General features: G+C 44.3%; 26 protein-coding genes. 5 read left to right on the forward strand and 21 right to left on the reverse strand.

Annotated features, from left to right (window positions below; all coding sequences use genetic code 11):
* The first annotated feature begins 24 nt into the window (after positions 1-24).
* Entirely contained in the window at positions 25-360 is a 336-nt protein-coding gene (locus ECA1_RS01505) for a DUF3899 domain-containing protein (RefSeq protein WP_005227990.1), read from the forward strand.
* 100 nt (positions 361-460) lie between these two features.
* Here ECA1_RS01505 and ECA1_RS01510 read toward each other — a convergent pair whose 3' ends face one another.
* From ECA1_RS01510 to ECA1_RS01565, 12 genes are all read right to left on the reverse strand, one after another.
* Positions 461-2,122 carry a peptide ABC transporter substrate-binding protein gene (locus ECA1_RS01510; RefSeq protein ID WP_016609887.1) on the reverse strand — a complete coding sequence of 554 codons (1,662 nt, stop codon included), beginning with the start codon at positions 2,120-2,122 and terminating at the stop codon, positions 461-463.
* Positions 2,123-2,563: 441 nt separating this feature from the next.
* Entirely contained in the window at positions 2,564-3,211 is a 648-nt protein-coding gene (gene pcp / locus ECA1_RS01515; protein ID WP_005227979.1) for a pyroglutamyl-peptidase I, read from the reverse strand.
* A 30-nt stretch (positions 3,212-3,241) separates the two neighbouring features.
* A complete protein-coding gene (locus ECA1_RS01520; RefSeq protein WP_005227977.1) occupies positions 3,242-4,162 on the reverse strand; it encodes a DUF979 domain-containing protein in 921 nt (306 codons plus the stop codon).
* A complete protein-coding gene (locus ECA1_RS01525) occupies positions 4,163-4,846 on the reverse strand; it encodes a DUF969 domain-containing protein (RefSeq protein WP_010749105.1) in 684 nt (227 codons plus the stop codon).
* 195 nt (positions 4,847-5,041) lie between these two features.
* Positions 5,042-6,109 carry a dual-specificity RNA methyltransferase RlmN gene (gene rlmN, locus ECA1_RS01530; protein WP_231435901.1) on the reverse strand — a complete coding sequence of 356 codons (1,068 nt, stop codon included), beginning with the start codon at positions 6,107-6,109 and terminating at the stop codon, positions 5,042-5,044.
* Between the two features lie 300 nt (positions 6,110-6,409).
* On the reverse strand, positions 6,410-6,706 hold the full coding sequence (locus tag ECA1_RS01535; protein ID WP_060791545.1) for a hypothetical protein: 297 nt from the start codon (positions 6,704-6,706) through the stop codon (positions 6,410-6,412).
* 8 nt (positions 6,707-6,714) lie between these two features.
* Positions 6,715-7,086 carry a type II toxin-antitoxin system PemK/MazF family toxin gene (locus ECA1_RS01540; RefSeq protein WP_005227961.1) on the reverse strand — a complete coding sequence of 124 codons (372 nt, stop codon included), beginning with the start codon at positions 7,084-7,086 and terminating at the stop codon, positions 6,715-6,717.
* A 9-nt stretch (positions 7,087-7,095) separates the two neighbouring features.
* The gene (gene alr, locus ECA1_RS01545) at positions 7,096-8,217 is read right to left on the reverse strand and encodes an alanine racemase (protein ID WP_060791546.1); all 1,122 of its coding nucleotides are present in this window, start codon (positions 8,215-8,217) and stop codon (positions 7,096-7,098) included.
* 122 nt (positions 8,218-8,339) lie between these two features.
* A complete protein-coding gene (acpS, locus tag ECA1_RS01550) occupies positions 8,340-8,705 on the reverse strand; it encodes a holo-ACP synthase (protein ID WP_015510424.1) in 366 nt (121 codons plus the stop codon).
* A 203-nt stretch (positions 8,706-8,908) separates the two neighbouring features.
* Positions 8,909-10,432, reverse strand: a complete 1,524-nt coding sequence (gene cshA, locus ECA1_RS01555; RefSeq protein WP_005227956.1) for a degradosome RNA helicase CshA — start codon at positions 10,430-10,432, stop codon at positions 8,909-8,911.
* A 290-nt stretch (positions 10,433-10,722) separates the two neighbouring features.
* Positions 10,723-12,072 carry a UDP-N-acetylmuramoyl-tripeptide--D-alanyl-D-alanine ligase gene (locus tag ECA1_RS01560; protein ID WP_060791547.1) on the reverse strand — a complete coding sequence of 450 codons (1,350 nt, stop codon included), beginning with the start codon at positions 12,070-12,072 and terminating at the stop codon, positions 10,723-10,725.
* An 86-nt stretch (positions 12,073-12,158) separates the two neighbouring features.
* Positions 12,159-13,247: a D-alanine--D-alanine ligase gene (locus tag ECA1_RS01565; RefSeq protein ID WP_015510426.1), complete on the reverse strand. Its 1,089-nt coding sequence runs from the start codon at positions 13,245-13,247 to the stop codon at positions 12,159-12,161.
* Between the two features lie 182 nt (positions 13,248-13,429).
* Between ECA1_RS01565 and ECA1_RS01570 the strand changes: the two genes are divergently transcribed.
* Positions 13,430-15,172, forward strand: a complete 1,743-nt coding sequence (locus tag ECA1_RS01570) for an ABC1 kinase family protein (RefSeq protein ID WP_016609896.1) — start codon at positions 13,430-13,432, stop codon at positions 15,170-15,172.
* 52 nt (positions 15,173-15,224) lie between these two features.
* On the opposite strand, the gene ECA1_RS01575 is transcribed toward ECA1_RS01570, so the two are convergent.
* The 6 genes from ECA1_RS01575 to ECA1_RS01600 form a co-directional block, all read right to left on the reverse strand.
* Entirely contained in the window at positions 15,225-15,677 is a 453-nt protein-coding gene (locus ECA1_RS01575) for a YaiI/YqxD family protein (protein ID WP_015510428.1), read from the reverse strand.
* Between the two features lie 167 nt (positions 15,678-15,844).
* Positions 15,845-16,510, reverse strand: coding sequence for an ABC transporter ATP-binding protein (locus ECA1_RS01580; protein WP_060791548.1), 666 nt, complete (start codon positions 16,508-16,510; stop codon positions 15,845-15,847).
* 10 nt (positions 16,511-16,520) lie between these two features.
* Positions 16,521-18,005: an ABC transporter permease gene (locus ECA1_RS01585; protein ID WP_060791549.1), complete on the reverse strand. Its 1,485-nt coding sequence runs from the start codon at positions 18,003-18,005 to the stop codon at positions 16,521-16,523.
* Between the two features lie 170 nt (positions 18,006-18,175).
* On the reverse strand, positions 18,176-20,032 hold the full coding sequence (locus ECA1_RS01590; protein WP_060791550.1) for a carbohydrate-binding domain-containing protein: 1,857 nt from the start codon (positions 20,030-20,032) through the stop codon (positions 18,176-18,178).
* Between the two features lie 15 nt (positions 20,033-20,047).
* The gene (locus ECA1_RS01595; protein WP_060791551.1) at positions 20,048-20,725 is read right to left on the reverse strand and encodes a DUF4956 domain-containing protein; all 678 of its coding nucleotides are present in this window, start codon (positions 20,723-20,725) and stop codon (positions 20,048-20,050) included.
* Positions 20,715-21,437, reverse strand: a complete 723-nt coding sequence (locus ECA1_RS01600; RefSeq protein ID WP_060791552.1) for a polyphosphate polymerase domain-containing protein — start codon at positions 21,435-21,437, stop codon at positions 20,715-20,717. The genes ECA1_RS01595 and ECA1_RS01600 overlap by 11 nt, the downstream gene beginning before the upstream one ends.
* Before the next feature lie 132 nt (positions 21,438-21,569).
* Between ECA1_RS01600 and ECA1_RS01605 the strand changes: the two genes are divergently transcribed.
* From ECA1_RS01605 to ECA1_RS01615, 3 genes are read left to right on the forward strand one after another with little or no spacing between them, the layout of a single operon-like run.
* Entirely contained in the window at positions 21,570-22,244 is a 675-nt protein-coding gene (locus ECA1_RS01605; RefSeq protein WP_005227933.1) for a response regulator transcription factor, read from the forward strand.
* A gap of 3 nt (positions 22,245-22,247) precedes the next feature.
* Positions 22,248-23,564, forward strand: coding sequence for a sensor histidine kinase (locus ECA1_RS01610; protein ID WP_060791553.1), 1,317 nt, complete (start codon positions 22,248-22,250; stop codon positions 23,562-23,564).
* Positions 23,565-23,577: 13 nt separating this feature from the next.
* On the forward strand, positions 23,578-24,051 hold the full coding sequence (locus ECA1_RS01615; RefSeq protein ID WP_060791554.1) for a GNAT family N-acetyltransferase: 474 nt from the start codon (positions 23,578-23,580) through the stop codon (positions 24,049-24,051).
* 352 nt (positions 24,052-24,403) lie between these two features.
* On the opposite strand, the gene udk is transcribed toward ECA1_RS01615, so the two are convergent.
* From udk to ECA1_RS01635, 3 genes are all read right to left on the reverse strand, one after another.
* Complete coding sequence (gene udk, locus ECA1_RS01625; RefSeq protein WP_005227927.1) at positions 24,404-25,027, reverse strand: uridine kinase; 624 nt, start codon at positions 25,025-25,027, stop codon at positions 24,404-24,406.
* Positions 25,028-25,110: 83 nt separating this feature from the next.
* Positions 25,111-25,794 carry a YjjG family noncanonical pyrimidine nucleotidase gene (locus ECA1_RS01630; RefSeq protein WP_016612934.1) on the reverse strand — a complete coding sequence of 228 codons (684 nt, stop codon included), beginning with the start codon at positions 25,792-25,794 and terminating at the stop codon, positions 25,111-25,113.
* Positions 25,795-25,808: 14 nt separating this feature from the next.
* Positions 25,809-26,525: a 16S rRNA pseudouridine(516) synthase gene (locus ECA1_RS01635; RefSeq protein WP_060791556.1), complete on the reverse strand. Its 717-nt coding sequence runs from the start codon at positions 26,523-26,525 to the stop codon at positions 25,809-25,811.
* Between the last annotated feature and the right edge of the window lie 220 nt (positions 26,526-26,745).

Consider the following 26,745-nt stretch of genomic DNA (forward strand, 5'->3'; position numbering starts at 1 on the left):
GAATCATTAAAAAGGAGTCAGATCATGAAAATAAAAAAAAGTAGTGGGCTCATACCCCTCCTATGCCTCGCAATTTCTGGCGGATGGTTAGCCATAAAAAATGAATTTTCCATAGCAGCTCTTTCAGATGCCCTTTTCTTGTGGGCGCTGTTCTTTTTGATCATTGGCGGTTTTTTATGGGTATTTGCTTCTGGTTTCTTTGACCATTTTCAATACTCCATGAAGAAAGCTTTTTCCAAAAATAAAACAGATTATCTGAAATTATCCCAAGTCGGCAAACAGAGCTACGCCTTTTGGTTATGGCCTGGTGTCTTCTTGTTATTCCTTTCATTGCTCTTTTTAATGATTGCTACTAGTTAATTTCATTCTTATAGTTTTACTCATTGAAATGAGAAGCAAAAGGCTGAGACAAGAAATTGTCCCAGCCTTTTCTTCGGCATTTCAAGTCAACTACTCGTGATTATTCGATTGATGTCCACTTGTAGTCGTATTGTGCGCCCGCTGCGTGAGCAACAACACCTTTGACTTTTGTTGCACGTAAGTGTGCTTCCGCTTTTTGATAAACTGGAATGACACCTTGTTCATTCATAATGATTTTTTCTGCATTGACTAGATCTTCCCAACGTTTGTCAGGGTCATTGGCATTGGTCGTACCCGCTGCTTCAACTGCTGCATCGTATTCTTCGTTGCTCCATTGTCCACGGTTGTATGAGTTGCCTGTCGTAAACAAGTCAGTAAAGCTACTTGCATCGGCATAGTCAGCACCCCAACCGCCCATTACTGTATCAAAATCACCAGCGTTTGAACGATCCAAACGAACAGAGAATGGTACTGGACTTAACGTGACTTTCACACCGTCCAATGTTTTTTCGATCGTATCTTGCAAGTACTCAATGATTTTCTTCGTTGAGTCTGTATCAGAAGCTAAGATATCAAATTCTAATGAATCAATCCCTAATTCTTCTTTGGCTTTTTCCCAATGTTCTTTGGCTTGCTCTTCATTGTATTCAATGACGCTGCCAGCTGCTTCCGTGAAGTCCGTATGATCGCCAGGGCTGAAGGTCATACCTTCTGGTACCAACCCAGTTGAAGCAATCGAACCATCCCCTAAGATCGATGTCACTAAGGCATCACGGTCGATCGCATAAGAGATCGCTTTACGTAAGTTTTCGTTACGGAAAGGTGAATCTTCATCACGTTGGTTCAATTCTAGGTAAGAAGTCGTTGCTTCTGGTTGAGAAACGAAGGCTTCATCGTTAGCCATTTGTTGCGCTAATTCACCTGTTAGGATGACATCATCTGCTTGACCATCTTGGAAAAGGTTCAAGGCAGTTGAGGATTCTTTCACGACGCTTACGTTGATCGTTTGTAATTTAACAGTATCTTTGTCCCAATATTGGTCGTTCTTTTCATAAGCCCATTCCGTATCCGTTCCTGGTCCATCAAATCCTGTCAAGACAAACGGTCCATTATAGACAGCATTGTCGCTGGTTGACGCATATTGATCGCCATTTTCTTCTACCACTTTTTGATTTTGTGGGAAGAAGGATGGGAATGCTAATAAGTAATCAAAGTAAGGTGTTGCTTTTGCCAGGGTGATTTCTAATTCATAATCCCCCACTGCTTTGATGCCTAGCTCTGATGGATCCGTATCGCCTGCTGTGATGGCATCTGCGTTCTTAACTGGTGAAAATAGATACGCGTATTCTGATGCTGTTTCAGGTTTGACTGTCCGTTGCCAGCCATAGACATAATCCGCTGCTGTAACAGGGTCACCATTTGACCATTTCGCATCTTCACGTAATTTGATCTTGTAAGTCAGTCCATCCTCGCTGACTTCAGCTGCTTCAGCTGCTCCAGCAGGTTGTGGTGTGCTGTCAGCATCCAAACGATACAGTCCTTCATATACATTGTTCAATGCACTGAAGCTGATCGTATCGGTTGCTAATGAAAGATCCGCACTTGGCATTTCTTGTGAAACCACTACGTTAAACACTTGTTCTGCACTGCTGTCGCCGCTTGCTGCTGTGTCATTGCTTGAACTACTTGTTCCGCCCGTTGTACAACCGGCTAACGCCACGCCACACACAGCCACTAAACCATAGGCCCATTTATTCTTCATCCTGTCCTACCCCTTAATTGAATTAATTTTCAGAATAATCATGCGATTTCTGAAGTTAGATAAGATTTTAATTAATAATTATTAAAAAAGCAATCCTTTTTTCGATAAAAAACACCTCTGACAGAAAGTTTTCTTGGTATTTACTTACCTTACTCTCATCAAACATTCGTTAAATGCTATTTTTCCTTTCTTTATTTATAAGAAACAAAGCAAAAAAAATAATAAAAAAACATGGTTAAATGTAAATTACATTCGTTTTCTGTCTTTCTTTTTCATTTGATCCGTCAAAATGAGAAATGTCTGATAGAAGGGTAAACATACAGAAATCGCCAATGATTTTTATCAAAACAGGCCAAAAAAAGACCTGATCGCATGCTTGCTGATCAGGTCTTCTCGCCTTAAAGACGATTGTTGCACCCCCGAAAGGATGTCCTTCAATGATTAATGGATCGCGCCGCCAATTGCTTTTAGATCTTCTTTGTCGGCATAATCAACGATGGCTTCCACCGCTGCAGTCAATCCTTTGGCAATGTCTTCGATGCTCATTGCAGGCTGTCCTGCTTTATCGACGACTTGCTGAGGAATAAACGGCACGTGGATAAAACCGCCCTTCATTTCAGGGTATTTTGTATCGATCATGTATTGTACTTGATACATGATGTGGTTGCAGACGAAGGTTCCAGCAGTATTAGAAACGGCTGCAGGTATTCCTGCTTTTTTCATGTTTTCTACCATTGCTTTGATCGGCAGTTGTGTGAAGTAAGCAGGCTTCCCTTCTGTTTGGATCGCTTCATCGACGGGTTGATTGCCTTCGTTATCAGGAATCCGGGCATCATCCACATTGATCGCCACTCGTTCTGGTGAGATGGCAAACCGTCCACCCGCTTGGCCAATGTTTAAAACGACATCTGGGTGGATCTCTTCAATTTTCTCTGCGACGATCGCTGCTGATTTCCCAAATACAGTGGGGATCTCTGCTTTCACGATCTGTGCACCATGAATTGTATCTGGCAGTAATTTCACTGCTTCTAAGGCAGGATTGATTGCTTCTCCGCCAAATGGATCAAATCCAGTAATTAATAGTTTCATTTCCATCATCCTTCCCTCTTTGTTTTACCACTAAAATGCCCAAAAGTACATTAAAGCGATGTGGATCACTAACAATAATAAAGCAATTGGGGCTTGTGCTTTAATGACACCATTGGGGTCTTTCATCTCTAACAAGGCCACTGGCAGTGCATTGAAATTGGCTGCCATCGGAGTCAGCAATGTGCCACAAAAACCAGCGGTCATTGCCAATGCACCAGCAACGACTGGGTCGCCGCCTTGCGCCATCACAAAAGGTACACCGATGCCTGCAGTAATAACGGTAAATGCCGCAAAACCATTTCCCATAATCATAGTAAAGATCATCATTCCTAAACAGTAAGCCACGACACCGATAAAACGATTGCCTTCTGGCACGACACCAGAGATTCCTTGAGAAATCACATCACCGACACCAGCAGCGTTAAAAATGACACCTAATGCTGCTAATAACTGCGGCAAGATACCGGCAGTTCCGACTTGACGAAGCATCCGATCGGAATCGTCTAGCACTGTTTTTGGTTTAGCGGAAGTCAGCACGACTGCCAACAAGAGTGCTAAGATCGATGCGATCCCGATCCCAACTTGGCCCCCTAATGGCGTATAAGAAATCACTACAGCGATCAATGCTAAACTGATACATGGCACGAAGATCGTACTACCGATCCGTTTAGCCGATGCTTCTGCTTTTTCATCATCCACGTCCACGATTTTACCAATCTGCACTTGTTTGAAGAAGGTCAAACAGCCCATCAAAACGATCAAAATCCCGTCCACAAGATACGGCAAGAAATTTCCGAAAGCAAAGACGATCCCTAGCAGTAACCAAAAGGCAGAGGTGCCTAATCGTGTAGGGTGGTCTGCTTCACGAAAAACCCGTACAGCCGTCATGATCGACAGCAATCCGATCAAGATATAAAAGAATTCCAGTAATCCGTTAACGATTCCTTCCATCTATTTGTCCTCCTTCTTGCCATATTTTTTTGCTAATTTACGATCAAAGAGCAAGTTCGACAATGTAGCAATGACTAAGACGATCAATGCGATCGGCAATGAGGCTTGCGCGATCGAACTAGCTGCCACATCGTAGCCAAGAGATTGCAATGTTCCTACGATCAATAGCACACCAGAAGCAGCCACAAAGGTATTTTGCGCAAAGAAATTCCCGAAGTTTTCGTTAGCGGCAGCCCGAGCTTTGATTTTTTCCTGATCTTTTTCATCCAGTTCCCCAAATTTGTTTTCCCCAGCAGCTTGCGCCATCGGGTTAACGATCGGGCGGATAAATTGTGTATGTCCTTGGATCCGAATAGAGAAAAAGCCAGCAAGTTCTCGAATAAACAAGTACAAGCTCAAGAACTTCCCTGGTGTTAAGCCTTTGATCTTTTCAATCAATATGACTGCTTGCTGCTTCAAGCCAAAACGTTCTGACAAGCCGACCATCGGTAGTGTCAGTAAGAACAGTGTAACGAGTCGATTATTGACAAACGCTTCTCCTAACATTGTTAAAAAATCAACAACAGAAATCCCCGACACAAGCGCGGTGACAAAACCAGCAACGATTACGACAGCAATAGTATCTAGCTTCAGCAAAAAGCCGACTAAAATAACTAGAATACCAATTAATTTAATCCATTCCATCAAATCATCCTTTCACGATAAGTTATTTTTAATGGATACCAGCTTTTAGTATAATCTATTTTTTTCTTGTAAAACAATGTTTTTTGAATTTTCTTTCGAGGAATACGCTTTCTTTAAGGTGTTTTTTTATTACTTAGATAGTAAATAACAAAAAGAAGAACTGCGCTTGTGCAGTCCTTCTTTTGCTTTTTGCATTTAAGAAGCGGAGGCTTCTTTTTTCATTTGTTTGCTTCGCAGCTGTCCGCAAGCTGCGTCGATATCTGTTCCGTGTTCTTTACGAATCACGCAATTAATGCCGTTTTTCTTTAAAATGTCATAAAAGGCTAACACATCAGCTTTTTTACTTCGAGCGTATTGGTCATGCTCACTCACTGGGTTATATGGGATCAAGTTGACGTAGGACAATTTCTTTTTATCCTTCAATAAAGCAGCCAACTGACGGGCATGTTCTGGCCGGTCATTGACATGATCCAGCATGATGTACTCAAATGTGATCCGACGATTGGTTTTTTCTAAATAATAGTCGACCGCTGCCATCAGCTTTTCAATCGGGAAACTCCGATTGATCCGCATCATGGAGGTTCTGACTTCGTTATTTGGGGCATGCAGCGAAATCGCTAGGTTCACTTGCAAGCCGTTCTCCGCAAACTCTCTAATTTTATGCGCTAAGCCGCTGGTTGACACAGTAATATGCCGCGCGCCGATCGCTAAGCCTTTCGGGTCATTGATGATCTGTAAGAAATGCATCACATTGTCATAGTTATCAAAGGGTTCGCCGATCCCCATGACCACCACGTGAGAGACTCGTTCCCCCTCATTGCGTTCATCAAAATAGTGTTGTACTAACATGATTTGAGCCACGATCTCGCCTGCCGTTAAGTCTCGTTGCTTCTTTAATAACCCACTGGCACAAAACGTACAGCCGATGTTGCAGCCGACTTGGGTCGTCACACAAACGGACATGCCATATTCTTGACGCATCAAGACCGTTTCAATCATGTGATTGTCTGGCAATTGGAATAAATACTTGACGGTTCCGTCACTGGCTTCTTGTACCACCATCTGTTTCAGGGGATTGATCACAAAGGCTGCCGACAGTTTCTCAATCAAAGGTTTCGGTAGGTTGGTCATTTCTTCAAAGCTGGTTACTCGTTTTTCATAGAGCCACTCCCACACTTGGTTGGCACGGAATTTCTTTTCTTTTTGTTCAGTTATCCACAAAGATAGATCTGATTTGGTAAGTCCATAAATCGATGGGTTCACTTTTTTCCCTCTTTTCAAACTAGTCGCTACATACTATAACTGAATTCTTTGTGAAAAGCAACCGTACATTGGCTGATCTTCAAAGCATTCTAGCCCCACGCTTTTGTGGTATTCCTCTTTTTTGAAGATGCTCTTTCTTCCATTCATTGAATCTTTGGCCATAGGAAACCTCTCACAAAGACCTGCATGAAAAAAACAAGCAGTGACAGAACCTGCTCCGATGTACGAAACAAAGCGGCTCTTTCCTGCTTGTTTTCATGAGGGGGCTGTTTCCTCGTGCGCGTTACTTTCATTACATGATCACATTTCAAAAGAAAGCACTCTGCCTTCTTTGGCGGTCAACATGCCCCGTTGCGGCGGCTGCAGTTGCAAATAAAGTTGTAGCGACATTTCTAGTATCAGCTCTTTGTCTCCCTGCTGAAAAACGCCGTAATAATGTGTCTGTTCCCGCTTTTCTTCATATGTATGACTCACAAGATAATATCCTTGTTCCATGGTTTCGTTGCGCTTTTTTGTTTCTGAAAGAAAACGGCTAATATGTTTATACGTAAAGAAACTCAATAAAATGACAACTGCTATTAATACTACATACCCCATTGACAGATTTACACCTCGATCGTTGATGTGGCAAAAGTCGGCTCAACACCAATACTGATCATCAAGGCAGCATCGACTTCACACATCACTTTATCATCTAAGTGACAAACCTTTTCTTTCAAACGGCTTTTGTCGATCGTGCGAATCTGTTCCATCAAAATGACGGAGTCTTTGCCAATCCCTGTGCAAGAAGCGGAAATCCCAATATGCGTTGGTAATTTCGGCTTCGCCATTTTTGCCGTGATCGCCGCAATGATCACAGTGGGACTGAAGTGATTCCCCAAGTCATTTTGAATGATCAAGACCGGACGTATCCCGCCTTGCTCCGATCCAACCACTGGTGAAAGATCGGCAAAATAAATATCTCCCCTTTTTACCATAGGACCACCCTAACTTTTATATTCTCGCGGAACCCTTGCTGAAAGGGTACACGCTACTTCATAGTGAATCGTTTCTAACTGGTCTGCAACATCCTGCATCGTAATTTGTTCCCCATGATTCTCACCGATCAAGGTGACTGGTGTACCGACAGCAAATGCCCGCGGCAAACGAATCATCAATTGATCCATACACACTCGACCGACGATCTCACAACGCTCGCCTTCTACTAAGATCGAGAAGCCTTGCATTTTTCGTAACCAGCCGTCAGCATAACCGATAGGCACGGTGCCGATCCATTCCTGACGTGGAGTGATATATGTTTCACCATAGCCAATCCCCGCTCCTTTTTCAAGTAATTTCACTTGTATCAGTTCAGAAACGAGCGAAAGCGCAGGTTTTAAGGAAAATGGTTCGCTCAGCGCATGACCTGATGGGTTCAACCCATACATTGCGATCCCAAAACGGACCATATTTCCTACTGCTTCTTTGTGCCATAAAGAGGTTGCGCTATTGCCTGTATGTATATATGTCGGCAAATAGGGCAAAACAGTTAAGACTTCTTTAAAACGTTGGTGCTGGGTTTCCCAATAGCTCGTGTCTGCTTGATCCGCTGTGGAGAAATGGGTAAAGATCCCTTCCCACTCAAAAGAGGGGTGATCTTCTAACCAAAGAACGGCTTGGCGCACTTCTTCGACAGTCAAAAAGCCGATTCTCCCCATACCAGTATCCACCTTGATATGCACTTTAAGCGGCTTATTTAGAGGGTTCTCCTCTAAATAAGCGCCTGCTTCTATCAGCCAGTCCATCGAAGCGACTGGAAATGACAAATCATAGGTCGTCAGCAAGGCAATATCACACACGTTCACGACACCTAAGATCAAAATCGGGTCAGTGATCCCTACTTCTCTCAATTCGATCGCTTCATCGATCGTCGCAACGCAAAAACCATCTGCGCCGCCTTCTTTGGCTGCAAGAGCGGTTTGAACCGCTCCGTGTCCGTAACCATTCGCTTTGACCACCGCAAAAAGAAATGTCTCGCTTGGTAAGTGAGCAATCTCATGTTTGATGTTTTCGGTAATCGCAGTTGTATCAATTATCGCTTTCGTTGGTCTATGGTAAGCAACCACCATTTCCAGTTCCTTCTTTCTACTAATGCTTGATCAGACGAACAAATTAAGTTGGTTTTATGTAGTCGGCTGTTCGTCCATGAAGTATCAACGTCTTCTTGACTGACAGACTACTTCAACTTGGTTTATTCACTATCTAGTACTTCTAAAATAATTTGTGCAAAAGCAGTATCATTTGTATGGGTGATACTGACAAACGTTTTTTCTAAAGGATGCGGTGCTTTAGTAACGATCGGTGCACCGAATTCATTGGTCAAGACTTCAATATCATGAAAAGAAACTTTGCCGATCCCTGTCCCCCAAGCTTTCGAGAACGCTTCTTTGCAGGCATAGCGCCCGCCAAGGAACTCTACCTGACGTTTCAGCGGCAAGCGTGCAAATAATTTTGCTTCCTTCTCTGTTAAAATACGCGTTATAAACTGAGGTTTTTTTTCAATTAATTCTTTCATTCGAGGCAGCTCGACTGCATCGATCCCGATTCCTTTGATCATTCTTTTCTCTACCTTCACCTAAGATAGGGTTTTCCAAATTGGAAATACCCCTTGTTCAGCTAGTTACCATTCTACCAAAAAAATGGCGAATTACCATTCAAATCTGACGAGTTTATACGGAGATTAAGATTTTCAATCGTTCATATTTGTTTTTTATATAAAAAAAGACCTTGCAAGTTTCCTTACAAGGTCCACAAACTTAATTAGTCTTGGTTATTTCTGATTACGAAACCGCGTTTTTTGTCGTTGCTGCGGCGATTGTTTTTACGGGCACCATCTTTTGAATAGTTGCCGCGGGCTTTATTGCCGTTGCCGCCGCCACGGTTCCCACCGTTTTCTTTGCGGTTACGATTGCCGTTGCTATTGTTGCTGCGACGACCATTTTTGTTGAATGATTTTTTCCCTTGAGGCAATGGACGCTCTGGTGTGATCTTGACTGGTGCTAAATCAGCAGGATCTTTTGCCATAGTTTTTAGAAGCAATGCTGCTAAATCTTGTGCAGAATAACGTTCTAATAGATCGTCGGCTGCTTGCAAGTATTTATCCAAACCATTTTCATCCAATTTGGTTTCAACAGATTCGATTGCGGCACCTAATTGACCTTTGAACGCTTCTTTTTCGGTCGGTGGGCGCATTGGTGTCATCCGTTTTTTCGTTAAGTTTTCAATGACGTGCAGATAGCTCATTTCGTTTGGTGTAACGAAAGTCACAGACATTCCGCCTTTTCCAGCACGGCCAGTACGTCCGATCCGGTGAACATAGCTTTCAGGATCTTGAGGAATATCGTAGTTATATACGTGTGTAACGCCAGAGATATCCAATCCACGAGCTGCAACGTCTGTGGCAACTAAGATATCTAGTTGACCACTCTTGAATGAACGCAAAACGCTCATCCGTTTTTGTTGAGAAAGGTCTCCATGAATGCCTTCTGCTTTATAGCCGCGGGCTTCTAAGCCGCGCGCCAATTCATCGACACGACGTTTCGTACGACCAAAAACGATGGTCAATTCTGGCGTTTGCACATCCAATAAGCGAGTCATGATATCAAATTTTTCGTAATCTTTTGAACGAACATAGTATTGATCAATCAAATCAGCAGTCATTTCTTTGGCTTTGATCTGTACATGTTCAGGCTCTTTCATGAATTTCACACCGATGTTTTTGATTGCTGGCGGCATTGTTGCTGAAAATAGCAATGTTTGACGAACATCTGGTACTTGGCTGATGATTTTTTCAATATCTTCCAAGAAGCCCATGTTCAACATTTCATCCGCTTCATCTAATACAAGCGTTTCAACGGTGCCTAATTTCAAGGTGTGGCGGTTGATATGGTCTAACATACGTCCTGGCGTACCAACTACGATATGGGGACGATCTTTTAGTTGACGGATTTGACGGCCGATATCGGCTCCACCGTAAACTGCTTGTACACGAATTTTTTTGTCTTTTCCAAGACGGTACAATTCTTCTTGGGTTTGGATCGCTAATTCACGGGTTGGGGCAATCACTAATCCTTGTAGTTGATGGTTCGTTGGGTCAATTTTTTCTAACATTGGCAAACCAAATGCGGCGGTTTTACCAGTACCGGTCTGTGCTTGACCGATCACGTCTTTGCCTGCTAAGGCTAATGGAATCGTTGCTTCTTGGATGGGTGTTGCTTCTTCAAAGCCGGCACGCTCAACAGAAGTCAATAATTCGTTGGATAATTCTAGATCTTTAAATTTCAAATGGATCCTCCTAGGCTGGTCATCTTTTCGATGCCTGTTTTTCTATCATCGAAGCGTAGGTTAGTTCTTCAGAAACACAAGAGTAGTCCCATTTACTCTTATCTTTCTCTCGGTACCGAAAAACCGCTTCACGAAGGCATTATAAAAGGCTAAAACAAGTGTTGTTTGTCTCAGCCATCATTTTATCTCAAAACGTCAATGTTTTTTACAGTAATCATTCTGTGCTTCATCTTTCGGCGTTAGATAAGTATAACACGCTTTGAAAGTTTCAGCAAGATTTCAACTCCCTTTTACATTCCTTTTAGTGCATCAACGACTTCACTCAGGCCCATGCCATTGCTGCCTTTGATCACTAGGCTATCGGAAGGTTCTAAAGTTTCTATTAAGGAGGCGATCAGCTGTGGTTTTTCATCGATCGCAAAATAGCGCACCTTGTCAGCAAGGGCAGTGTTCGCTAGTCGTTTTTGCAATGCCTGCATTTCTTTGCCATAAAGGAAAACTAGCTGGAACGAGTCGTCTAAGTGTGCGGTCATCTGCTCATGCATTTGTGCAGAATCCGGTCCTAATTCAAGCATATCTGCCAATACGGCGATCCGTCGTCCTGCTAAGGGCAGTTTGCGGAAGCTATCCAATACAAGACCCATGGCCGTCGGATTGGCATTGTAAATATCGCTCAAAATCGCTGCCCCATTACCGGCAGTCACCCATTGGGTCCGATTTTTCGTCAATTGAAAATGCGCCAAGCCTTCCTTGATCGCTTCATCTGCTACACCAAAATGACGTCCTATCCCAATCGCGATCAAGGCATTTTTGACATTATAGCCGCCTAAGACCGGTAAGGTAAAGGTCGTACCTGCAACCGTAAAAATCGTCTGATCTTGCGATTCCTCCACGATGTCTCCTTGTAGATCTCCCTCAGTTAAGCCAAAAGTTTCAATGGTCTGCGTTAAATTGGGAACAAAGGGCTCTAACAATGGTTCATCAGCTGGCATCATAAAGAAGCCGTCTTTTTTCAATCCTGCGGTGATCTCCATTTTGGCTTTGGCGATCCCTTCTCTGGACCCTAAGTTTTCAATGTGTGCTTCGCCAATCAACGTGATAGCGGCAGCGTCAGGTTCTGCTAAGCGTGAAAGGACTTCGATTTCACCTGCATGATCCATTCCCATTTCTAAAATCAATACTTGGGTATCTTCTGGCGCATGCAAGATAGTCAAAGGCACGCCTAGTTCATTGTTGTGGTTGCCTTGGGTTTTATAGGTCTGGTACTTTTGGGCCATGACCGCTTCCACCATATCTTTGGTGGTCGTTTTCCCGTTACTTCCAGTAATACCGATGATTTTCGGTGCAAGCTTTTCTTTATACGCTCGTGCCAATTGTTGAAACGCTTTGACGGTATCCGTGACAGGAATCACAAGGATGTCTTGCGGCGGTTCGATCGTAGGGTGGCTCCACAGTGTGGCGATCGCCCCATTGTCTTTGGCTTGTTGGGCAAATTCATGGCCGTCACGGGTCCCCGCTAAGGGAACAAAAAGACTGTTTTCTTTGATCAGACGGCTGTCGAATTCCACAGAGGCAAGTGGTGTTTCATTTTCAATTTGCTGACCAAATACGGCAGCGGCTTCTTTTACAGTAAAATTCATCAGGTTCGCTCCTTTTTCCTAAAAAAAGAAAGCACAAGATCGCTTCAAGTATTTTCCTTGAGTTGAGCTGGCTTTCTTCCTGCTATTTATTCTGCTTCGTTTTCTGCTTCTTTTTCTGTTGCTTCTACATTGGTCAAGAACGAACGTCTTTGATTGAAACGATTCATCCCTAATTGGATCAATTCTTCGATCAAATCCCCATAAGGCAAGCCGGTCTTCTCCCATAGCAGTGGGTACATGCTGAATTCAGTGAACCCTGGCATCGTGTTCAGCTCATTTAAAAAGAGCTCATTTTTATTGGTCAAAAAGAAATCACAACGGCTCAATCCACTGCCGCCTAACATCGTATAGGCTTTTTTCGCAAACTCTTGAGCTTTGGCTTGTGTTTCTTCTGGAATTTGTGCAGGAATCTGCATCTCGATTCGGTTGTCAATGTATTTGGAATTGTAATCATAAAAGGCAACATCTTTTACGATTTCTCCCGGCATTGTGGTCCGAACGTCTTCGTTTCCAAGAACGGCTACTTCGATCTCACGGGCTTCGATTCCTTGTTCAACGATCGCTCGGGTATCGTAGCGATACGCTTCTTGTAGCGCATTTTGTAGTTCTTCTCGGTTCTCGGCTTTCGAGATACCGACACTTGAGCCCATGTTGGCAGGTTTGACAAACATCGGATAAAGCAGACTGCCTTCACATTGATCGAAAATCTTTTTCGGATTTTCTTTCCACGCATTTTTCAAGACTGGTACATAGGGAACTTGTGGAATCCCTGCAGCTTGCAAGATATACTTGGTCATGATTTTGTCCATCCCACAGGCACTAGTCAAGACACCGGCTCCGACATAAGGCATTCCGATGGTTTCTAAAAATCCTTGGATCGTGCCGTCTTCGCCGTTTGGTCCGTGAAGTAAAGGAAAGACGATCGCGTCTTCTTCGTAGATTGCCCCAGGTGAAATTTCTTCCCCTTTGGTTTCTTCATTGGTCAATGCCAAAGTATCTGGAGACGTTGGCGCCTCAGTCAATAATGGGCCTTTTAACCAGCGTCCTTCTTTGGTGATCATTACTAATTGAACTTGGTAGTAATTATAATATACAGCATTAACAACTGAAAAAGCGGATAACAGTGATACCTCATGTTCTGCACTGCGTCCCCCGTATAATAAAATGATTTTCAAAAGAATTTCCTCCTGTATTCATTGATTCTACCAAACTAAGTCTTCCACATTTTAGCACAAAATCGACCAACCGGCATTAAATCTTGCAGAAATTTCTTTAAGCTTACACAGTCGTTAGTTGAATGTTTTTCATTTTGTCAGTACTATGAATATATCACGGCACGTTTAAAGAGGTGGGACCTATGACAGAACAAACCGCTCCTTCTAGAAAAGGACGATTAAAACAAATCGTTCAAGTCTTTTTGAAATACAAAGTCGTTCAAAATATCAGCAAACAGCAGCACCCCGAAATGGTGCGTCAAGCGTTTGAAGAATTAGGACCAACATTTATCAAAATCGGGCAGATGCTTTCGGTCCGCAATGATCTGCTTTCCAGCACCTTTGTCGATGAATTCAAGCAGCTGCAGGACAATGTCAAAAGCGATCCATTTCCCAAGGTCAAAGCACTGCTGGAAACAGAACTGCAGCAACCGCTAACGGAAGTTTTTTCCGCTTTTGATGAAATTCCAGTCGCCTCAGCTTCCATCGGACAAGCCCATCGAGCAAACTTGATCAGCGGCAAAGAAGTGATCGTCAAAGTGCAGCATCCAGGGATCATTGCGGCAATTCAAGTGGATCTCGATCTTTTTGAAAAAGCCCTGCCGTTGGTTCGCGCAATTCCAGAAGCCAATGTGGTGGATTTAAAAAGCGTGCTAAGCGAAGTCCGACGATCCCTTGCCAATGAAACAAATTTTTTACAAGAGATGAAAAATGCACAGGAATTCTACCGCAACAATCACCAAGACCCGCAGTTGGCATTGCCAAAAGTTTATCCCGAATGGTGTACCCAAAAAGTATTAGTCATGGATTACATGGCAGGTGAAAGCTTGAATTGCTTACTGACCCGCAAAAATCAAGACATCGTTTATGACAATCAGTCCGTTAAAGCAGTGAAAAAACAAGTGGGGACGCTATTAGTCGAAAACTTTATGAAACAAGTCTTTGAAGATGGCTTCTTTCACGCTGATCCACATCCTGGCAATCTTTTCTTGCATGTCTTCACGGATCAAGCCAACCGCCCACAACCATTTCAAGTCAAGCAGCGCGTCGGTGTCCTCGGCGGGGTCGATTATTCGTTGAAATGGCAAGAAGAAGCTGTCATGCCGCCTTACCAAGTGATTTTCTTGGACTTTGGGATGATGGGTCATTTGGATCAGTCTTTACGCAGCCGTTTAGCCGATGCGTTGATTGCTCTTTATACCCAAGACACCCAAGAAGTCGGTAAAGCCGTCTTGCGGTTGTGCAACAGCAGCGGCAGTTCCTTTGACGAAGTCGCCTTCTATCAGGATCTTCAAAAATTTGTTGAAAACTACTATAATATGCCGCTAAAGGATATCGACTTGCAAAAAGTGATGGCTGAAGTCATCACGATCTGCCATGATAACCAACTGCAGATGCATCGAGACATCACCTTGCTGATCAAGGCTTTTGGTACCTTGGAAGGTGTGATCAAAGCCTTAGATCCCGAATTATCAATGATGGAAGTCACTCAGCCTTTTGCACAAAAATATTTCCTGCAGCAGCTGAGTATTGAAGACGAGGTGAAAAAAAGCGCCTTGGCAACCGCAAAAAGCTTGCGGGCACTTAGCCATCTTCCCGATCGGACCTTGGCTGTCTTAGACACTTTTGCGACTGGTAAACACCGATTGAATCTAGAGATCCGCGAACAAAAACAGCTATTGGACCGCTTTGATCAGATGGTCAATCGACTGGTGATCGGTATTATTCTAGCTGCGGTCATCCTTGGCTCTTCCTTATTGGTGGTCGCCAGCCCGCAACAAGGAGCCTTCGTCCATCAGATGGGGATCTTCGGATATACCTTAGCATTTTTCGCGATCGTGGCTTTAGTCGGCAAATACTTCTATGATCGTTTTCGCAAGAAATAAATAAGCACCTTCAATTCCCGTGGTTCATGCAGAAGCTGGGTCTTGAGGGTGCTTATTTTGCAAGGGTCTGTCGCAATTCGTTTTCAAAGATTCGTTTGAAGGCTTCCCGATCCTCTTTCGTAAAGGGCTTCGGTCCTTTTGTACGCTTGCCTGCTTTACGCATCTGCGCACCTAAGTAGCGTTGTCCAAGTAAAAAATCGATCGTTTCTGGCAAATACTCTGTGCCGTTATGGTGAAAAACCCGCGCTTTTTTCGGCAAGACCAAAGAGGCTAACCCATAATCTTGGGTAACGAGAAAATCACCGGGCTCTATTTCCTTCACGATTTCATAATCCGCACGATCCGAGCCTTTGTCGACATAGACAAAGTGAACATGGGCAGGATAATCTTTGGTCGTGTAATGATCGACACTGGTGACGATCACCACCGGCAGCTGATATTGCTGGGCCAGCTCAATCACTTCGTTTTTCACTGGCGATCCATCGCCGTCAATAAAAAGTCGCATCTCCACACTCCCCTCACAAGTTTCTTCGTTTACAATTACTTCTATTGTAAGAGGAGCAAGGCGAAGATGCAAGCAGACTTTACAACCGTTTCCTTGAGGATGTATTTAAAGCTTCAGGAAGAGCAACTGCCTCCGCCCTAATAACTAGCAGCTACCCTAAGCAAGGCTTATCCCTCAACTTTAGCAAATGCTCGCTCTTTTAGCTCATAAACGACATCGCAAGCCTTGGCTACTTCTTGTTCATGGGTCACTAAGATAATACATTTTTTTTGCTCATGAGCAATTTCTTGAAATAGTTTGACGATTTCTTTAGATGTCGTTTCATCCAAGTTTCCAGTCGGTTCATCGGCTACGATCAGCTCATGTTCACAGCACAACGCGCGAACGATAGCGACCCGCTGCTGTTGCCCACCCGATAATTGGGTCACTTTTTTCAGTGCCAGCTCTTCCGTGATGCCAACTTTGGCTAAGTTGGCTAAAGCATAGGCCTTTTTATCGGCTTGCTGCGACTTCGCGATCGCCATCGCTGTGATCACATTGTCCAGTGCCGACATATAAGGCAATAGATTATACGCTTGGAACACGATGGAAACATCTTTGCGGCGGTATTCTCGCAATCCGATTTTTGCTAACGTTTCTTCATTGTAGAAAATCTTTCCTTCTTTCGGTGTATCTAGGCCCGTGATCAGTGACAGGAAAGTTGTTTTCCCCGATCCGCTAGAACCTAAGATCGCATACATCTTGCCAGGTTCAAAGGTCAAATCAACGTCACGAAACAGCGCTTCTGCTTCGCTTTGATACCAATATCCTAATTGTTCTGTTCGTAATGTCATGTCGTTCCTCCTAAGAAACCAAGATTTTTTTCGGATTCAACCGCAAAATGCCCGCGGAAGAGAGTAAGATCGAGCCAAAACTGATCCCTAGACCGAGTAATGCCAATAAACCAATTTGTTGAGGGGAAACGGTGATTTCTAAGGACTCCACTTCTGCTGATTGGGTGAAGGATGGGAAAGAACCACCACGATTTCCGCCCATTTGCGGCATCTCCCCGCCTCCAGGACCAGCGTTTTCAGTGGCTGCTTGATCAGTCGTTGTCTCTGTTTGTTGTGCCAATAATTGCTCTCCGACGGCATTCCCGACAAGATTGCCGCTAGCGGCCGCGATCCCTAAAGCAAATACCATACAGACAAAAATCTCTGTGAAAAACTGTAGGATCACTTTAGCCCGTGACTCGCCTAAAGAGAGCAATACACCAATCTCATAACGACGTTCCCGAATCGACATCATCACGATCAACGTCAAAATAATGATACCGGCAGCAGCAACTAACACAATAATATTTTTTGCAAAGCTAGCGACATTATTTAATGGTGTCAGCATCGACTGATACATTTGATCGTTGGTTTGAATGCTGTAGGTTTCTGTATCGATCAACCCTTCCGCTTCTTCCACGAATGCTGTCATCTCAGACGGATCACTCAAGGTATAGGTTGCCGAGTCAATGGTGTCCTCATTGCCGCTCAACGTATTGGCAAGGGTATAAGAAGCAAAGATCGTGTTGGCTGGATTGAGAAAGTTGAACATTTGGCTCATGCTGTTGCCTACTTCACTCGTTTCATAGATTCCCTTGATCGTCACTTCGACTTCATTGTACTCTGCATCAGTAATCGAAAACGTATCTCCGACTGCCAAATCATTTGCTTCGGCTAGTGAGGATTCGATCAGGACTTGGTTCGTACCTTCATCCTCAGAAGTAATGCCTTCTCCATCCGTGATTGTCGCTGTTCCTTCCGAAAAAGTCGTATACGCCGCACTGCTTGATACACCAGTGATTTGGAAATCACCCGTACTCATATTCCCGCCAGGCATTCCTCCTGGCATACCGTCCATTTGCCCCGTCTCGCTGCTATCGGTTGCTTCTGACTCTGTCGATGAGTCACTGCTGGAGATCGGTTCGATCCCGCTGACGGCATCAGCAGAGGTGCTGACTTCAAAACTATATGAGGCAACCCCGTCCAAATCGGCGATCGCTTGGGCATCAGTAATCGCTACTGGTGTCGATTGAAAACTCCCTGGATCTGGTCGGGTGCTTTGGTCATCGCTGTCAGAAGAAGAGCTCCTTTGCTGAAAAGCCTGCTCGCGGTTTGCTTGCAACGTCACAGTTGCGCCAACACTTTTCTGGGCATTTTCAGTCGCTACTAGTGCCGCACTGCGAATCGTCAGACCCACCAATACAAAAATCAAGATTGCAGAAAACACGGCGATCAGCAACAGGCTCCGGCCTTTTTTCGCCCATAAACTTTGGAGACCTCGTTTCAAAAAATTCATCTTTGTTCCTCCTGAATGGCAAATTATTGTATTTCGACTATAAGAACCTTAGCTTAAATTGAACTTAAATCTTCCCCTGATTTTTCAAAACGTTGGAACAGACCGCAGCTGTCTTCTGCGATCTGCACGTTTTATTGATGACCCCAAGGGAATGATCGAGGAACCTTCAACTAACGGCCAAAGCCGCCGCCCATTTGATTGGTTGTCGCTGTCGCTCCTGATTGGGTCAAGTTGGCGATCGTTTCCGTGACGGGCAACGTTCCTAATTCCGTCCCATCACTAAGGGTCCCACCAGCATAATAACCAGAAACAGCTTGCGCATCATTCGTTCCCCCACTGACCAATGTATAGCTGCTATCCGTCAAATCTGGGCTAGAAAGAACCACATGTTGGTAGCTTTTACTTGGTGCATAGGACAAGATCGTCTGTCCTTGACTATCCTTTAAGGTCACAAGGGTCTCTGTTGCTTGGGTTTGATCGAAACTGATCCCGATCGACTGTTGACTTCCCCCACTGACATTCATGGCCATATCGGTCGTACCAGCAGCTAACAAGACACCGCCAGTGATTTCAAACGTCCCGTTATAATCCAAAGCGCCATTGCCACCGGTCGTTGGACCATTTACGATGACGACCCCATCACTCATAGTGACATTGCCGTTACTGTCCAGGCCATCCCCTTCGGCATCGACCACCAACGTCCCACCAGTGATTGTGATTTGTTTGCTGTCATCTGCGGTATCGCCACCGCCAGGACCGCCACCAAAGCTGTCTTGCCCAAATTGGCCAGTGGTTTCCTCTGTATCACTGCCGCCACCGGCATTGATCCCGTCATCGCTAGCCACGACATGTGTCGTACCACCAGCAATCGTGATCACACTTGCTTCTAGTCCTTCATAGGATTCTTCGATAGCAATCGTCCCATCGGAGATCGTCAATTCATTGTCCGCATGTATGCCGTCGTCACCACTGTTGGCAGTGATCGTACCACCTGTGATGTTGATGGTATCGTTGGCATGCAGGCTATCATCTGCACTATCGATCGCAAAGGTACCGCTGCTGATGGTCATCACACCGCCAGCTTTCAATCCTTTGTAGCTTTCATCCGTCACTAGCGACTGACTTTGTGCCCCGTCAGCCGTTTTGATCGTGAGATCGGCTGATTGGATGCTTAAATTTGTTTCTGCTTGGATGCCATCACGCCCACTTTGGATCGTAAAGGTACCGCCATCGATCGCAACGTAGCCTTTTTCCGCATCTTCCGAATTATTCGCTTGGATGCCATCTCCTTCAGTGGTGTTCAGTGTGTAGTTCCCTGCCAAGATCGACACGGAATCTTTTCCTTTGATGGCATTGTTTTTCGCTGTGATCTCAATCGTGCCACCAGCTAAAACCAAATCATCTTTGCTGCGCAGCCCGTTGCTGTAATTTCCTGTGATCACCAACGTTCCATCACCGTTGATGGACAAATCTTCTTTACTATAAAAAGCGGCATCTGGTTCCGTCTCACCTTCCGCCAAGGTGTAGCTGCTGCCATCTATCAGAGTATTTGTCGTATCACTGGCTAAGGTCGTGATGACTTTTTCTGCTTGTTCGATGACGACTGCCGCCCCGTCTTCATTGGTGATCGTGACACCCGCAAAGATCAGATGGACTTTTTCTTCTTTATTGACGTTGACAACCAGTTGACCATTACTTAAGGAACCGCTGACGACATAGGTACCAGCTTGCGTGATCGTCACCGTTTGGTCTTCCACTGCAACGCCATCAACAGCCGTCGTATCGCCGTCATTCAATTCAAGTTGCGTGGCGGTCGCCTCATCGTAGGAGGCATCCACGTCTTCTTCTTCGTAACTGCCATAATAGTCCGTAGCATCATCAAGAGTCGTTGCAACGTTGGTCACTGCGGCAGAACCTGATACAGCCGCTGCAGAACTGGAGCTGCTGCTCGTGCTACTACTATCGGTTTGCCCACAAGCGCCTAAGAGCAGCGATGAGAGTAAGAGCGGATAAATGAGTTTTTTCATAAGAGGTTCCTCCTTCTACAGCTCATCGCGGTTAGCGGTGAGCTTGCCTAAAACAACGGGTAAATTGCCATTACGAACCCGAACTTCATCAATGATTTGTTTTTCTTGCGCTTGGTCTTTTAACAGCAACTGATAACGCAACTCATATAAGCTCCCCATCGTGGTCGTTCGAACCGATGTCAGTTTGGCAGAATACGTATATTTTTCAAAGAGATCATCGAATAGTTGCGGATAATCCAAATCTTCTGGAATCGTGACTTTCAGTTCTCGTTCACTCGTGGCTTGTCGATCGCCAAAGGGTACCGTGTATAAAAGGGTCAAGAAAAGCGCCACGATGATGGAAAAAATCACGACATAGCCGACGTAGCCCATCCCAGTTGCCAGACCGATCCCCATCGACCAAAAGACGCTGGTGATCTCTCTAGACCCTCCTGGAACCGAGCGGAAACGAATCAAACTGAAGGCGCCTAAGATCGCCACACCTGTGCCAAGATTGCCGTTGACTAGCATGATCACGGATTGAACGAGGATCGGTAAGACCGCCAAGGTAATGACGAAGTTTTTTGTGTAGACATTGCGGATCATATGGATCGCCGCTACCAATATTCCTAAAAGCAATGAGGCGGCGATACAGATCAATAGGCTACGCCATTCAAGGGTGCTCGTATCGCCAGAAAACAGACTAGATAACATGTAACCATTCCTCCTTCTTGAACAAATGCCGTTGATACGTTTGGGCATATTTCGAAAAGCTACCTTTGCGCACGCTGTATTTGTTCAACAACTCCACAAACCATAACGGATAAGCGCCGAGGGCTTTCACTTCCATCAACACCCCGATTTCAGGTGCTACCAGCGCCCCCTCACTGCCAGAACCGAACATAAGATCATAGGTGCGAAAGCGAATGTTTTGGTCGAATGTCACGCGAAATTCACTATCATCATCAATAAACAGCGACAAGCGATCATAGGCAATCAAGACTTTTGGCAGCAAGTCTGGGTTTTGCTTAAATAGCCAGTGGATCTCTGCAGCGATTTGCGGTGCTTCTACCATTGATGGCAAGACCCCTGTTTGCAACCAGCGGCAATAGTCAGCATAGGGCAGCGGGATTCGGCGTTTGTAGACCACGCCATTGACTTTCTTTTTGATCTCTAAAAAAATCAACTGCTGCTCTGTCGGTATGCCATAGCTGCGGACCCGAAATTTTTCTTTGTATTTCGGTTTGTCCATCGAATGACGAATAAAGCGGTAATCGTGGGTATCGTAATACAAGGACATAATCGTGTGTTGCCCATATTCATCGATCGCCATTTTTTGCTGCAACTCGCCAAGAAATGCTGGAAATTGCTCCTTGGCTATTAAATATTTTGTCTCTTTTCTTTGAAAGACTTTTTTTAATTTCATAAAAATGTTCCTCCCTTGAAATCCATGCACTGAATTTACGGCAGCTATCTTAAATGCAGCTTAAGACAAAACAGTTTTTTTAAGCATTTTTTATGCTATTCGTGCTATTCTTATCCTTAAAGAGGTGGGAACATGATTAAACTATTAGTGATCGAAGATGACAAAACATTATCTGATAATATGAAAGAAATCGTCAGCGAGATCGGTGACGTCACACAAGCCTATGATGGCAGTGAAGGCTTATACGAGGCAGAAACGGGGATCTATGATTTGATTATTCTCGACTTGATGATGCCAGAGATGAACGGTTATGAGGTGCTTTCTGCCCTAAGAAAAAAAGGACTCCAAACACCCGTCCTGATTTTAACAGCCAAAGACGGCTTAGAAGACAAAGTGACCGGTTTTCAAAAAGGGGCAGATGATTATTTGACCAAGCCTTTTTATCGGGAAGAATTATTGATGCGGATCAAAGCGTTGCTAAAACGCTCCTTAGGTTTGTTCAATGAAAATACCCTGGAATATAACGGATTGCTGTGCAACCTTGGCACCAATGAGGTCAGTTACCAAGGGCAGCTTTTGCCGATCCAAGGGAAAGAATTTGAGCTGCTGCTTTATTTTCTACAAAATAGAAACATTATTTTGACCAAGGAACAGATTTTTGATCGCATCTGGGGATTTGATTCAGAAACGACCTTGACTGTCGTCGAAGTCTATATGAGCAATCTGCGGAAACACTTGCGCCAGACAGGAATCGACAAAGAGATCCGTACGTTGCGAAATGTCGGCTATATTATGCAAGGAGCCTAGTCTATGAATAAAGAACGCTCTAAGAGACAACGGCTGCACTCCTTTCTCCTAAATGTCAGTGCCTTTGCGTTGGTTTTCTTACTTTTAGGAACGATCGTCCTCCAATTGTTCAACCAATCGGCTTATCGGCAAACCGACATTTCTTTGGAACAAGCAGTCAAAGATACCCGCTTGATCCAAGCAGAGATCAGCGCTTCGCAATCCAATCTAGAGGTATTGCCACCAGATAGTGCCATGCCAAAGATCCCTGGGACCAATCGCTTCAATACCCAGTTGATTCTCTGGTCTGAAGACGGTGAGATATTAAACAAGCAGACCTTGGGCGGCCGCTTTTCACAACTGGCGAGTTTATCTTTAGATACAAGCCACTTAGACAGTATCATATCTTTTTCAGTGGTGGATCAGTCCTTGTCAGAGGAAGAAGAGACCCTTTTGTTTCGTTCGATCACCACCAAAGCGCCAACAAATGATGCTGGTGTCGGCTATATCCAAGTCTTGGCGAACACTAACCAAATCAAAAATGCGATGAACAATTTCCAAACGATTTTGATTTTATCGATGATCTTTTTCTGGATTCTTTCGATCGGGATCAGCTACTTGCTTTCCAGCTTGAACATGCGCCCGATTTTAGCCTCGTGGAAGAAACAACAAGAATTTGTCGAAAATGCTTCTCACGAGCTGCGCACACCATTGACGATCATTCAAAACAGTCTGGAGCGCCTGTTTACCAAGCCCAATCATACGATCATTGAAGAATCTGAAAGCATTGCCCAAGCGTTAGCGGAAACCCGGCGGCTGACTGGTTTAACGGCGGACCTGCTGACGATCGCCCGCAGTGATTCCAATCAACTGCTGTTAACGAAAGAAACCGTCGAATTAGCTCCGTTTATCGATGACTTAGTCAAACCTTTCAAAGAAATTGCCGAATTGGATCAAAAACATTTTGTTGTCGAAAACTTTGCCAAAACGACCGCTTGCTTTGACCAAAAGAAAATTCATCAAGTCCTCGTGATTCTCCTAGATAATGCCTTAAAATATACCAGCAGCAGTGATAAAATCACCCTCTTATCGGAGATTTCTAACAAGCAATGGCTGATCGAGGTCAAAAACACAGGACCAGCCATTTCCGATGAAGAAAAAGCCCGTATCTTTGACCGCTTCTACCGCGAGGATCGTTCCCGCTCCAAAGAGACCGGCGGCTATGGTTTAGGCTTAGCAATCGCCAAGCAAATCGTCGAAGAGCACAAAGGACAAATCCAGGTCAAAGATTTGCAGCCACGAGGGGTTATTTTTCAGATTCGCTTACCTAAAGAAGGATAAAGGAGAAAAACAAATGCAGGTCATCACCCTTAAAGAACACCCTGAATACTTAGCAGAAGCCATTCGTTACTTCCAAAATCAGTGGGCTAGCCCCGATTCCCTCATGGTTTATGAGGATAGCCTGACCCATAGTTTTTCAGCAAATCCTTTGCCGCAATGGCTGCTGCTGGTCAATGAAGAAATTGCAGCAGACGGACGTTATCAAATCATCGGCTGTGGCGGCTTGATCCCCAACGACTTCATCAGTCGGATGGATTTGACCCCTTGGCTTTGCGCCTTGTATGTGGACCCTTTGTGGCGTGGCCAAGGCGGTGCCCGCCTTTTGATCGAAACAGCTAAACAGCGCGCTGCTGGAGCTGGTTTTGATTCTCTGTATCTATGTACGGATCTTTCTACTTTTTATGAGCAGTTTGCTTTCGAACCGATCGGCACTGGCTACCACCCTTGGGGAGAGCCTTCCACCATCTATCGCTGTTCTCTCACGTAAATAAACAAAAAAAAGCTGTGAACAAAATTGTTCACAGCTTTTTTCACTCACAGTACTATTGCTAGTAGAATACCCTATCTCCACAAAAGGAATATTCCGACACCCTACAAATCCGGTAGGTTGCTTACGCGGTGTGCCTCTGCTATCAATCTGGTCAGCTAATGCTAGACCTTCTCGACTCGTCGCATGAGGATTACTTTACCATAAAATTAGTCGGAATACTACTGTTTTTTTTTATAAAATCAAAAACTGCGGATAAACATCTTTCAAGAAAGAGCACTTATCAGCAGTTTTACATGAACCAGTTGTTTCTTCTCAAAAGAAACGTTCAAATCGATGGATTCAAGAAACCTTAGGATAAGAAGGTTGCCACTTTGGTCGTAATCAAATCAATGGCTACGTGGTTTTCGCCGCCTTCTGGTACGATGACATCAGCATACCGTTTTGTCGGTTCGATAAATTGATGATACATCGGTTTTACGACCGTCAAGTATTGTTCGATTACAGAATCCAACGTCCGGCCACGTTCTTCCATATCACGTTTGATTCGGCGAATAATCCGAATATCATCGTCTGTATCAACATAAAGTTTAATATCCATTAAATTACGTAATCGCTCATCTTCTAAAATCAAGATCCCTTCCAAGATAATGACTTCTTTGGGTTCTTGAATGATCGTTGCTTCGCTGCGAGTATGAGCGACATAATCATAGACAGGTTTTTCGATCGTTTGATATGCAAGCAGCTGCTGCAAGTGATCGATCAACAAATCAGTATCAAATGCAAAAGGATGGTCATAGTTGGTGTTCAACCGTTCTTCAAAGCTCAGATCACTTTGGTCTTTATAGTAGGAGTCTTGTTCAAGCATCATAATAGAATGGTTGGGGAAATGATTAAAGATCGCCCGACTCACGCTTGTTTTTCCACTACCTGATCCACCTGTCACACCAATAATAATGGGCTTGCCATTCGTCATTCAATTAACCTCTTTCATCTTAAAAAATTCACACTGGTTCTATTATAGCGAAAATTCGGCAAATTACTACTGTTTCTGTAGAATCAGTGCTGCAATAAAGGAAGTAATTGCTGCAAACGTTCGATCTCAAAGGTAGGCTGAATCTCACCACTGTTTTTTTTCTTTGGATTAAACCAAATCGTGTCGATCCCTGCCAATTGTCCTCCTAAGATATCTGAAGTCAGTGAATCGCCAATAATGACTGTTTCTTGTTTTTTAACGTTTGGTATGCGGGCAAACACGTAGTCAAAATATTCTTTCATTGGTTTTTGATAACCCGTGTCTTCTGAAACAAAAATATCACGGAAATAGGGTTTCAATTTGGCATCTTCCAAGCGACGGTACTGGGTTTCAGAAACCCCGTTCGTAACCACGTATAGGTCAAAATGCTGCGCCAACTCCGCTAAGATCTCATCACTGTTGTCTAACAGTTTATGTCCTTCATTTAGAAATTCTCGGTACGCCAATTCAACTGCTGGACTATCGACCTGAATGCCTTGCGTTTCAAAAAACAAGCCGAAACGCTCATTGATGACTTGGTCTCTCGTGATTTTCCCTTGCTCAAACTGCTGCCACAAATCATGATTGATCGTTTGATAGCTTTGTTTGCGCTCTGGAGTCATTTCCAAGCCATGAGCTTCAAACAGTGCTTTTAAGGCTTGATCTTCGGTATCTTGAAAGTCGAGGATCGTGTCATCGACATCAAATAATAATGTTTTATACTTCATTTTCTCCCTCTTTCTCAGCGGAAATGCGCCGCCAGTCCTTTTAATTCTTCTTGCGTCAGCGAGCGATAACTGCCCACTGCTAAATCATCTGGTAGAACCAGCGAACCCATCGCTGTTCGTTTCAGCTGAATGACTTTTTTCCCTCGGGCTAAAAACATCTTTTTCACTTGATGGAACTTGCCTTCAGCAATTTCTAACGAAACAAAGGAATGATCCGCTCGGGCATCGATGATCGTTAGGGCAGCTGGTTTGCAAGTGACACCACCATGAAAGGTGATCCCTGCAGCAAATGCCGCCACATCCTCAGGAGGCACCAAGTCATTGACCACCACTTCATATCGCTTGGTCACCTTTTTGGTGGGATGCAGCAAGTCATAGCCTAACTGACCATTCGTCGTAACTAATACCAACCCTTCCGTGTCCCGATCCAATCGACCGACGGCATAAAGATCAGGATGTTGATCTTCGGGTGCAATCAAAGCGATCACTGTCTGGTGCTGTTGATCCAGATTGGCTGTAACGACACCCTTGGGCTTGTTGACGATATAATAGCGTTCCTGTGTTTCCAACTGCCGCCCCGCAACCATGATTTGATGCAAGCTGCTATCGACGTTGCGCTCGGGCCTTCGTTCAATCCTATGATCCACAAAGACTTTTCCTTGCTGAAACAACCGTTTCATCTCTTTCCGAGATGTATTCAATTGTTGCTCGATCACTTTATCTAAACGCATAAATTTTTCTCCATAGTGGCTATTATAGCTTAGGATCTAGCGAAAGGAAACTGCCAGGATTTCAAATGATTTGACTTTCTTTGTCTTTTTGCGTAAGGTTAAAGAGTAAAGTAAATATAGTTTCTCATACACAGCGTTATGACCTGGTGGAGAAAAGTTGAACCAAAACTTTCTGGGGCAGTTGTGTACACAACTGCCCTTTTGCGTGTTTTCACTCACG

Origin of the sequence: Enterococcus casseliflavus NBRC 100478, assembly GCF_001544095.1 — a bacterium.
GTDB classification, from domain to species: domain Bacteria; phylum Bacillota; class Bacilli; order Lactobacillales; family Enterococcaceae; genus Enterococcus_D; species Enterococcus_D casseliflavus.

Bases quoted from the DNA above. Each gene is read 5' to 3' on its own strand.
- ECA1_RS01505 (WP_005227990.1), top strand. From the start codon at position 25: ATGAAAATAAAAAAAAGTAGTGGGCTCATACCCCTCCTATGCCTCGCA.
- ECA1_RS01510 (WP_016609887.1), bottom strand. From the start codon at position 2,122: ATGAAGAATAAATGGGCCTATGGTTTAGTGGCTGTGTGTGGCGTGGCG.
- pcp (WP_005227979.1), bottom strand. From the start codon at position 3,211: ATGAAACTATTAATTACTGGATTTGATCCATTTGGCGGAGAAGCAATC.
- ECA1_RS01520 (WP_005227977.1), bottom strand. From the start codon at position 4,162: ATGGAAGGAATCGTTAACGGATTACTGGAATTCTTTTATATCTTGATC.
- ECA1_RS01525 (WP_010749105.1), bottom strand. From the start codon at position 4,846: ATGGAATGGATTAAATTAATTGGTATTCTAGTTATTTTAGTCGGCTTT.
- ECA1_RS01535 (WP_060791545.1), bottom strand. From the start codon at position 6,706: ATGGGGTATGTAGTATTAATAGCAGTTGTCATTTTATTGAGTTTCTTT.
- ECA1_RS01540 (WP_005227961.1), bottom strand. From the start codon at position 7,086: ATGGTAAAAAGGGGAGATATTTATTTTGCCGATCTTTCACCAGTGGTT.
- alr (WP_060791546.1), bottom strand. From the start codon at position 8,217: ATGGTGGTTGCTTACCATAGACCAACGAAAGCGATAATTGATACAACT.
- acpS (WP_015510424.1), bottom strand. From the start codon at position 8,705: ATGATCAAAGGAATCGGGATCGATGCAGTCGAGCTGCCTCGAATGAAA.
- ECA1_RS01560 (WP_060791547.1), bottom strand. From the start codon at position 12,072: ATGAATTTTACTGTAAAAGAAGCCGCTGCCGTATTTGGTCAGCAAATT.
- ECA1_RS01570 (WP_016609896.1), top strand. From the start codon at position 13,430: ATGACAGAACAAACCGCTCCTTCTAGAAAAGGACGATTAAAACAAATC.
- ECA1_RS01575 (WP_015510428.1), bottom strand. From the start codon at position 15,677: ATGCGACTTTTTATTGACGGCGATGGATCGCCAGTGAAAAACGAAGTG.
- ECA1_RS01580 (WP_060791548.1), bottom strand. From the start codon at position 16,510: ATGACATTACGAACAGAACAATTAGGATATTGGTATCAAAGCGAAGCA.
- ECA1_RS01585 (WP_060791549.1), bottom strand. From the start codon at position 18,005: ATGAATTTTTTGAAACGAGGTCTCCAAAGTTTATGGGCGAAAAAAGGC.
- ECA1_RS01590 (WP_060791550.1), bottom strand. From the start codon at position 20,032: ATGAAAAAACTCATTTATCCGCTCTTACTCTCATCGCTGCTCTTAGGC.
- ECA1_RS01595 (WP_060791551.1), bottom strand. From the start codon at position 20,725: ATGTTATCTAGTCTGTTTTCTGGCGATACGAGCACCCTTGAATGGCGT.
- ECA1_RS01600 (WP_060791552.1), bottom strand. From the start codon at position 21,437: ATGAAATTAAAAAAAGTCTTTCAAAGAAAAGAGACAAAATATTTAATA.
- ECA1_RS01605 (WP_005227933.1), top strand. From the start codon at position 21,570: ATGATTAAACTATTAGTGATCGAAGATGACAAAACATTATCTGATAAT.
- ECA1_RS01610 (WP_060791553.1), top strand. From the start codon at position 22,248: ATGAATAAAGAACGCTCTAAGAGACAACGGCTGCACTCCTTTCTCCTA.
- ECA1_RS01615 (WP_060791554.1), top strand. From the start codon at position 23,578: ATGCAGGTCATCACCCTTAAAGAACACCCTGAATACTTAGCAGAAGCC.
- udk (WP_005227927.1), bottom strand. From the start codon at position 25,027: ATGACGAATGGCAAGCCCATTATTATTGGTGTGACAGGTGGATCAGGT.
- ECA1_RS01630 (WP_016612934.1), bottom strand. From the start codon at position 25,794: ATGAAGTATAAAACATTATTATTTGATGTCGATGACACGATCCTCGAC.
- ECA1_RS01635 (WP_060791556.1), bottom strand. From the start codon at position 26,525: ATGCGTTTAGATAAAGTGATCGAGCAACAATTGAATACATCTCGGAAA.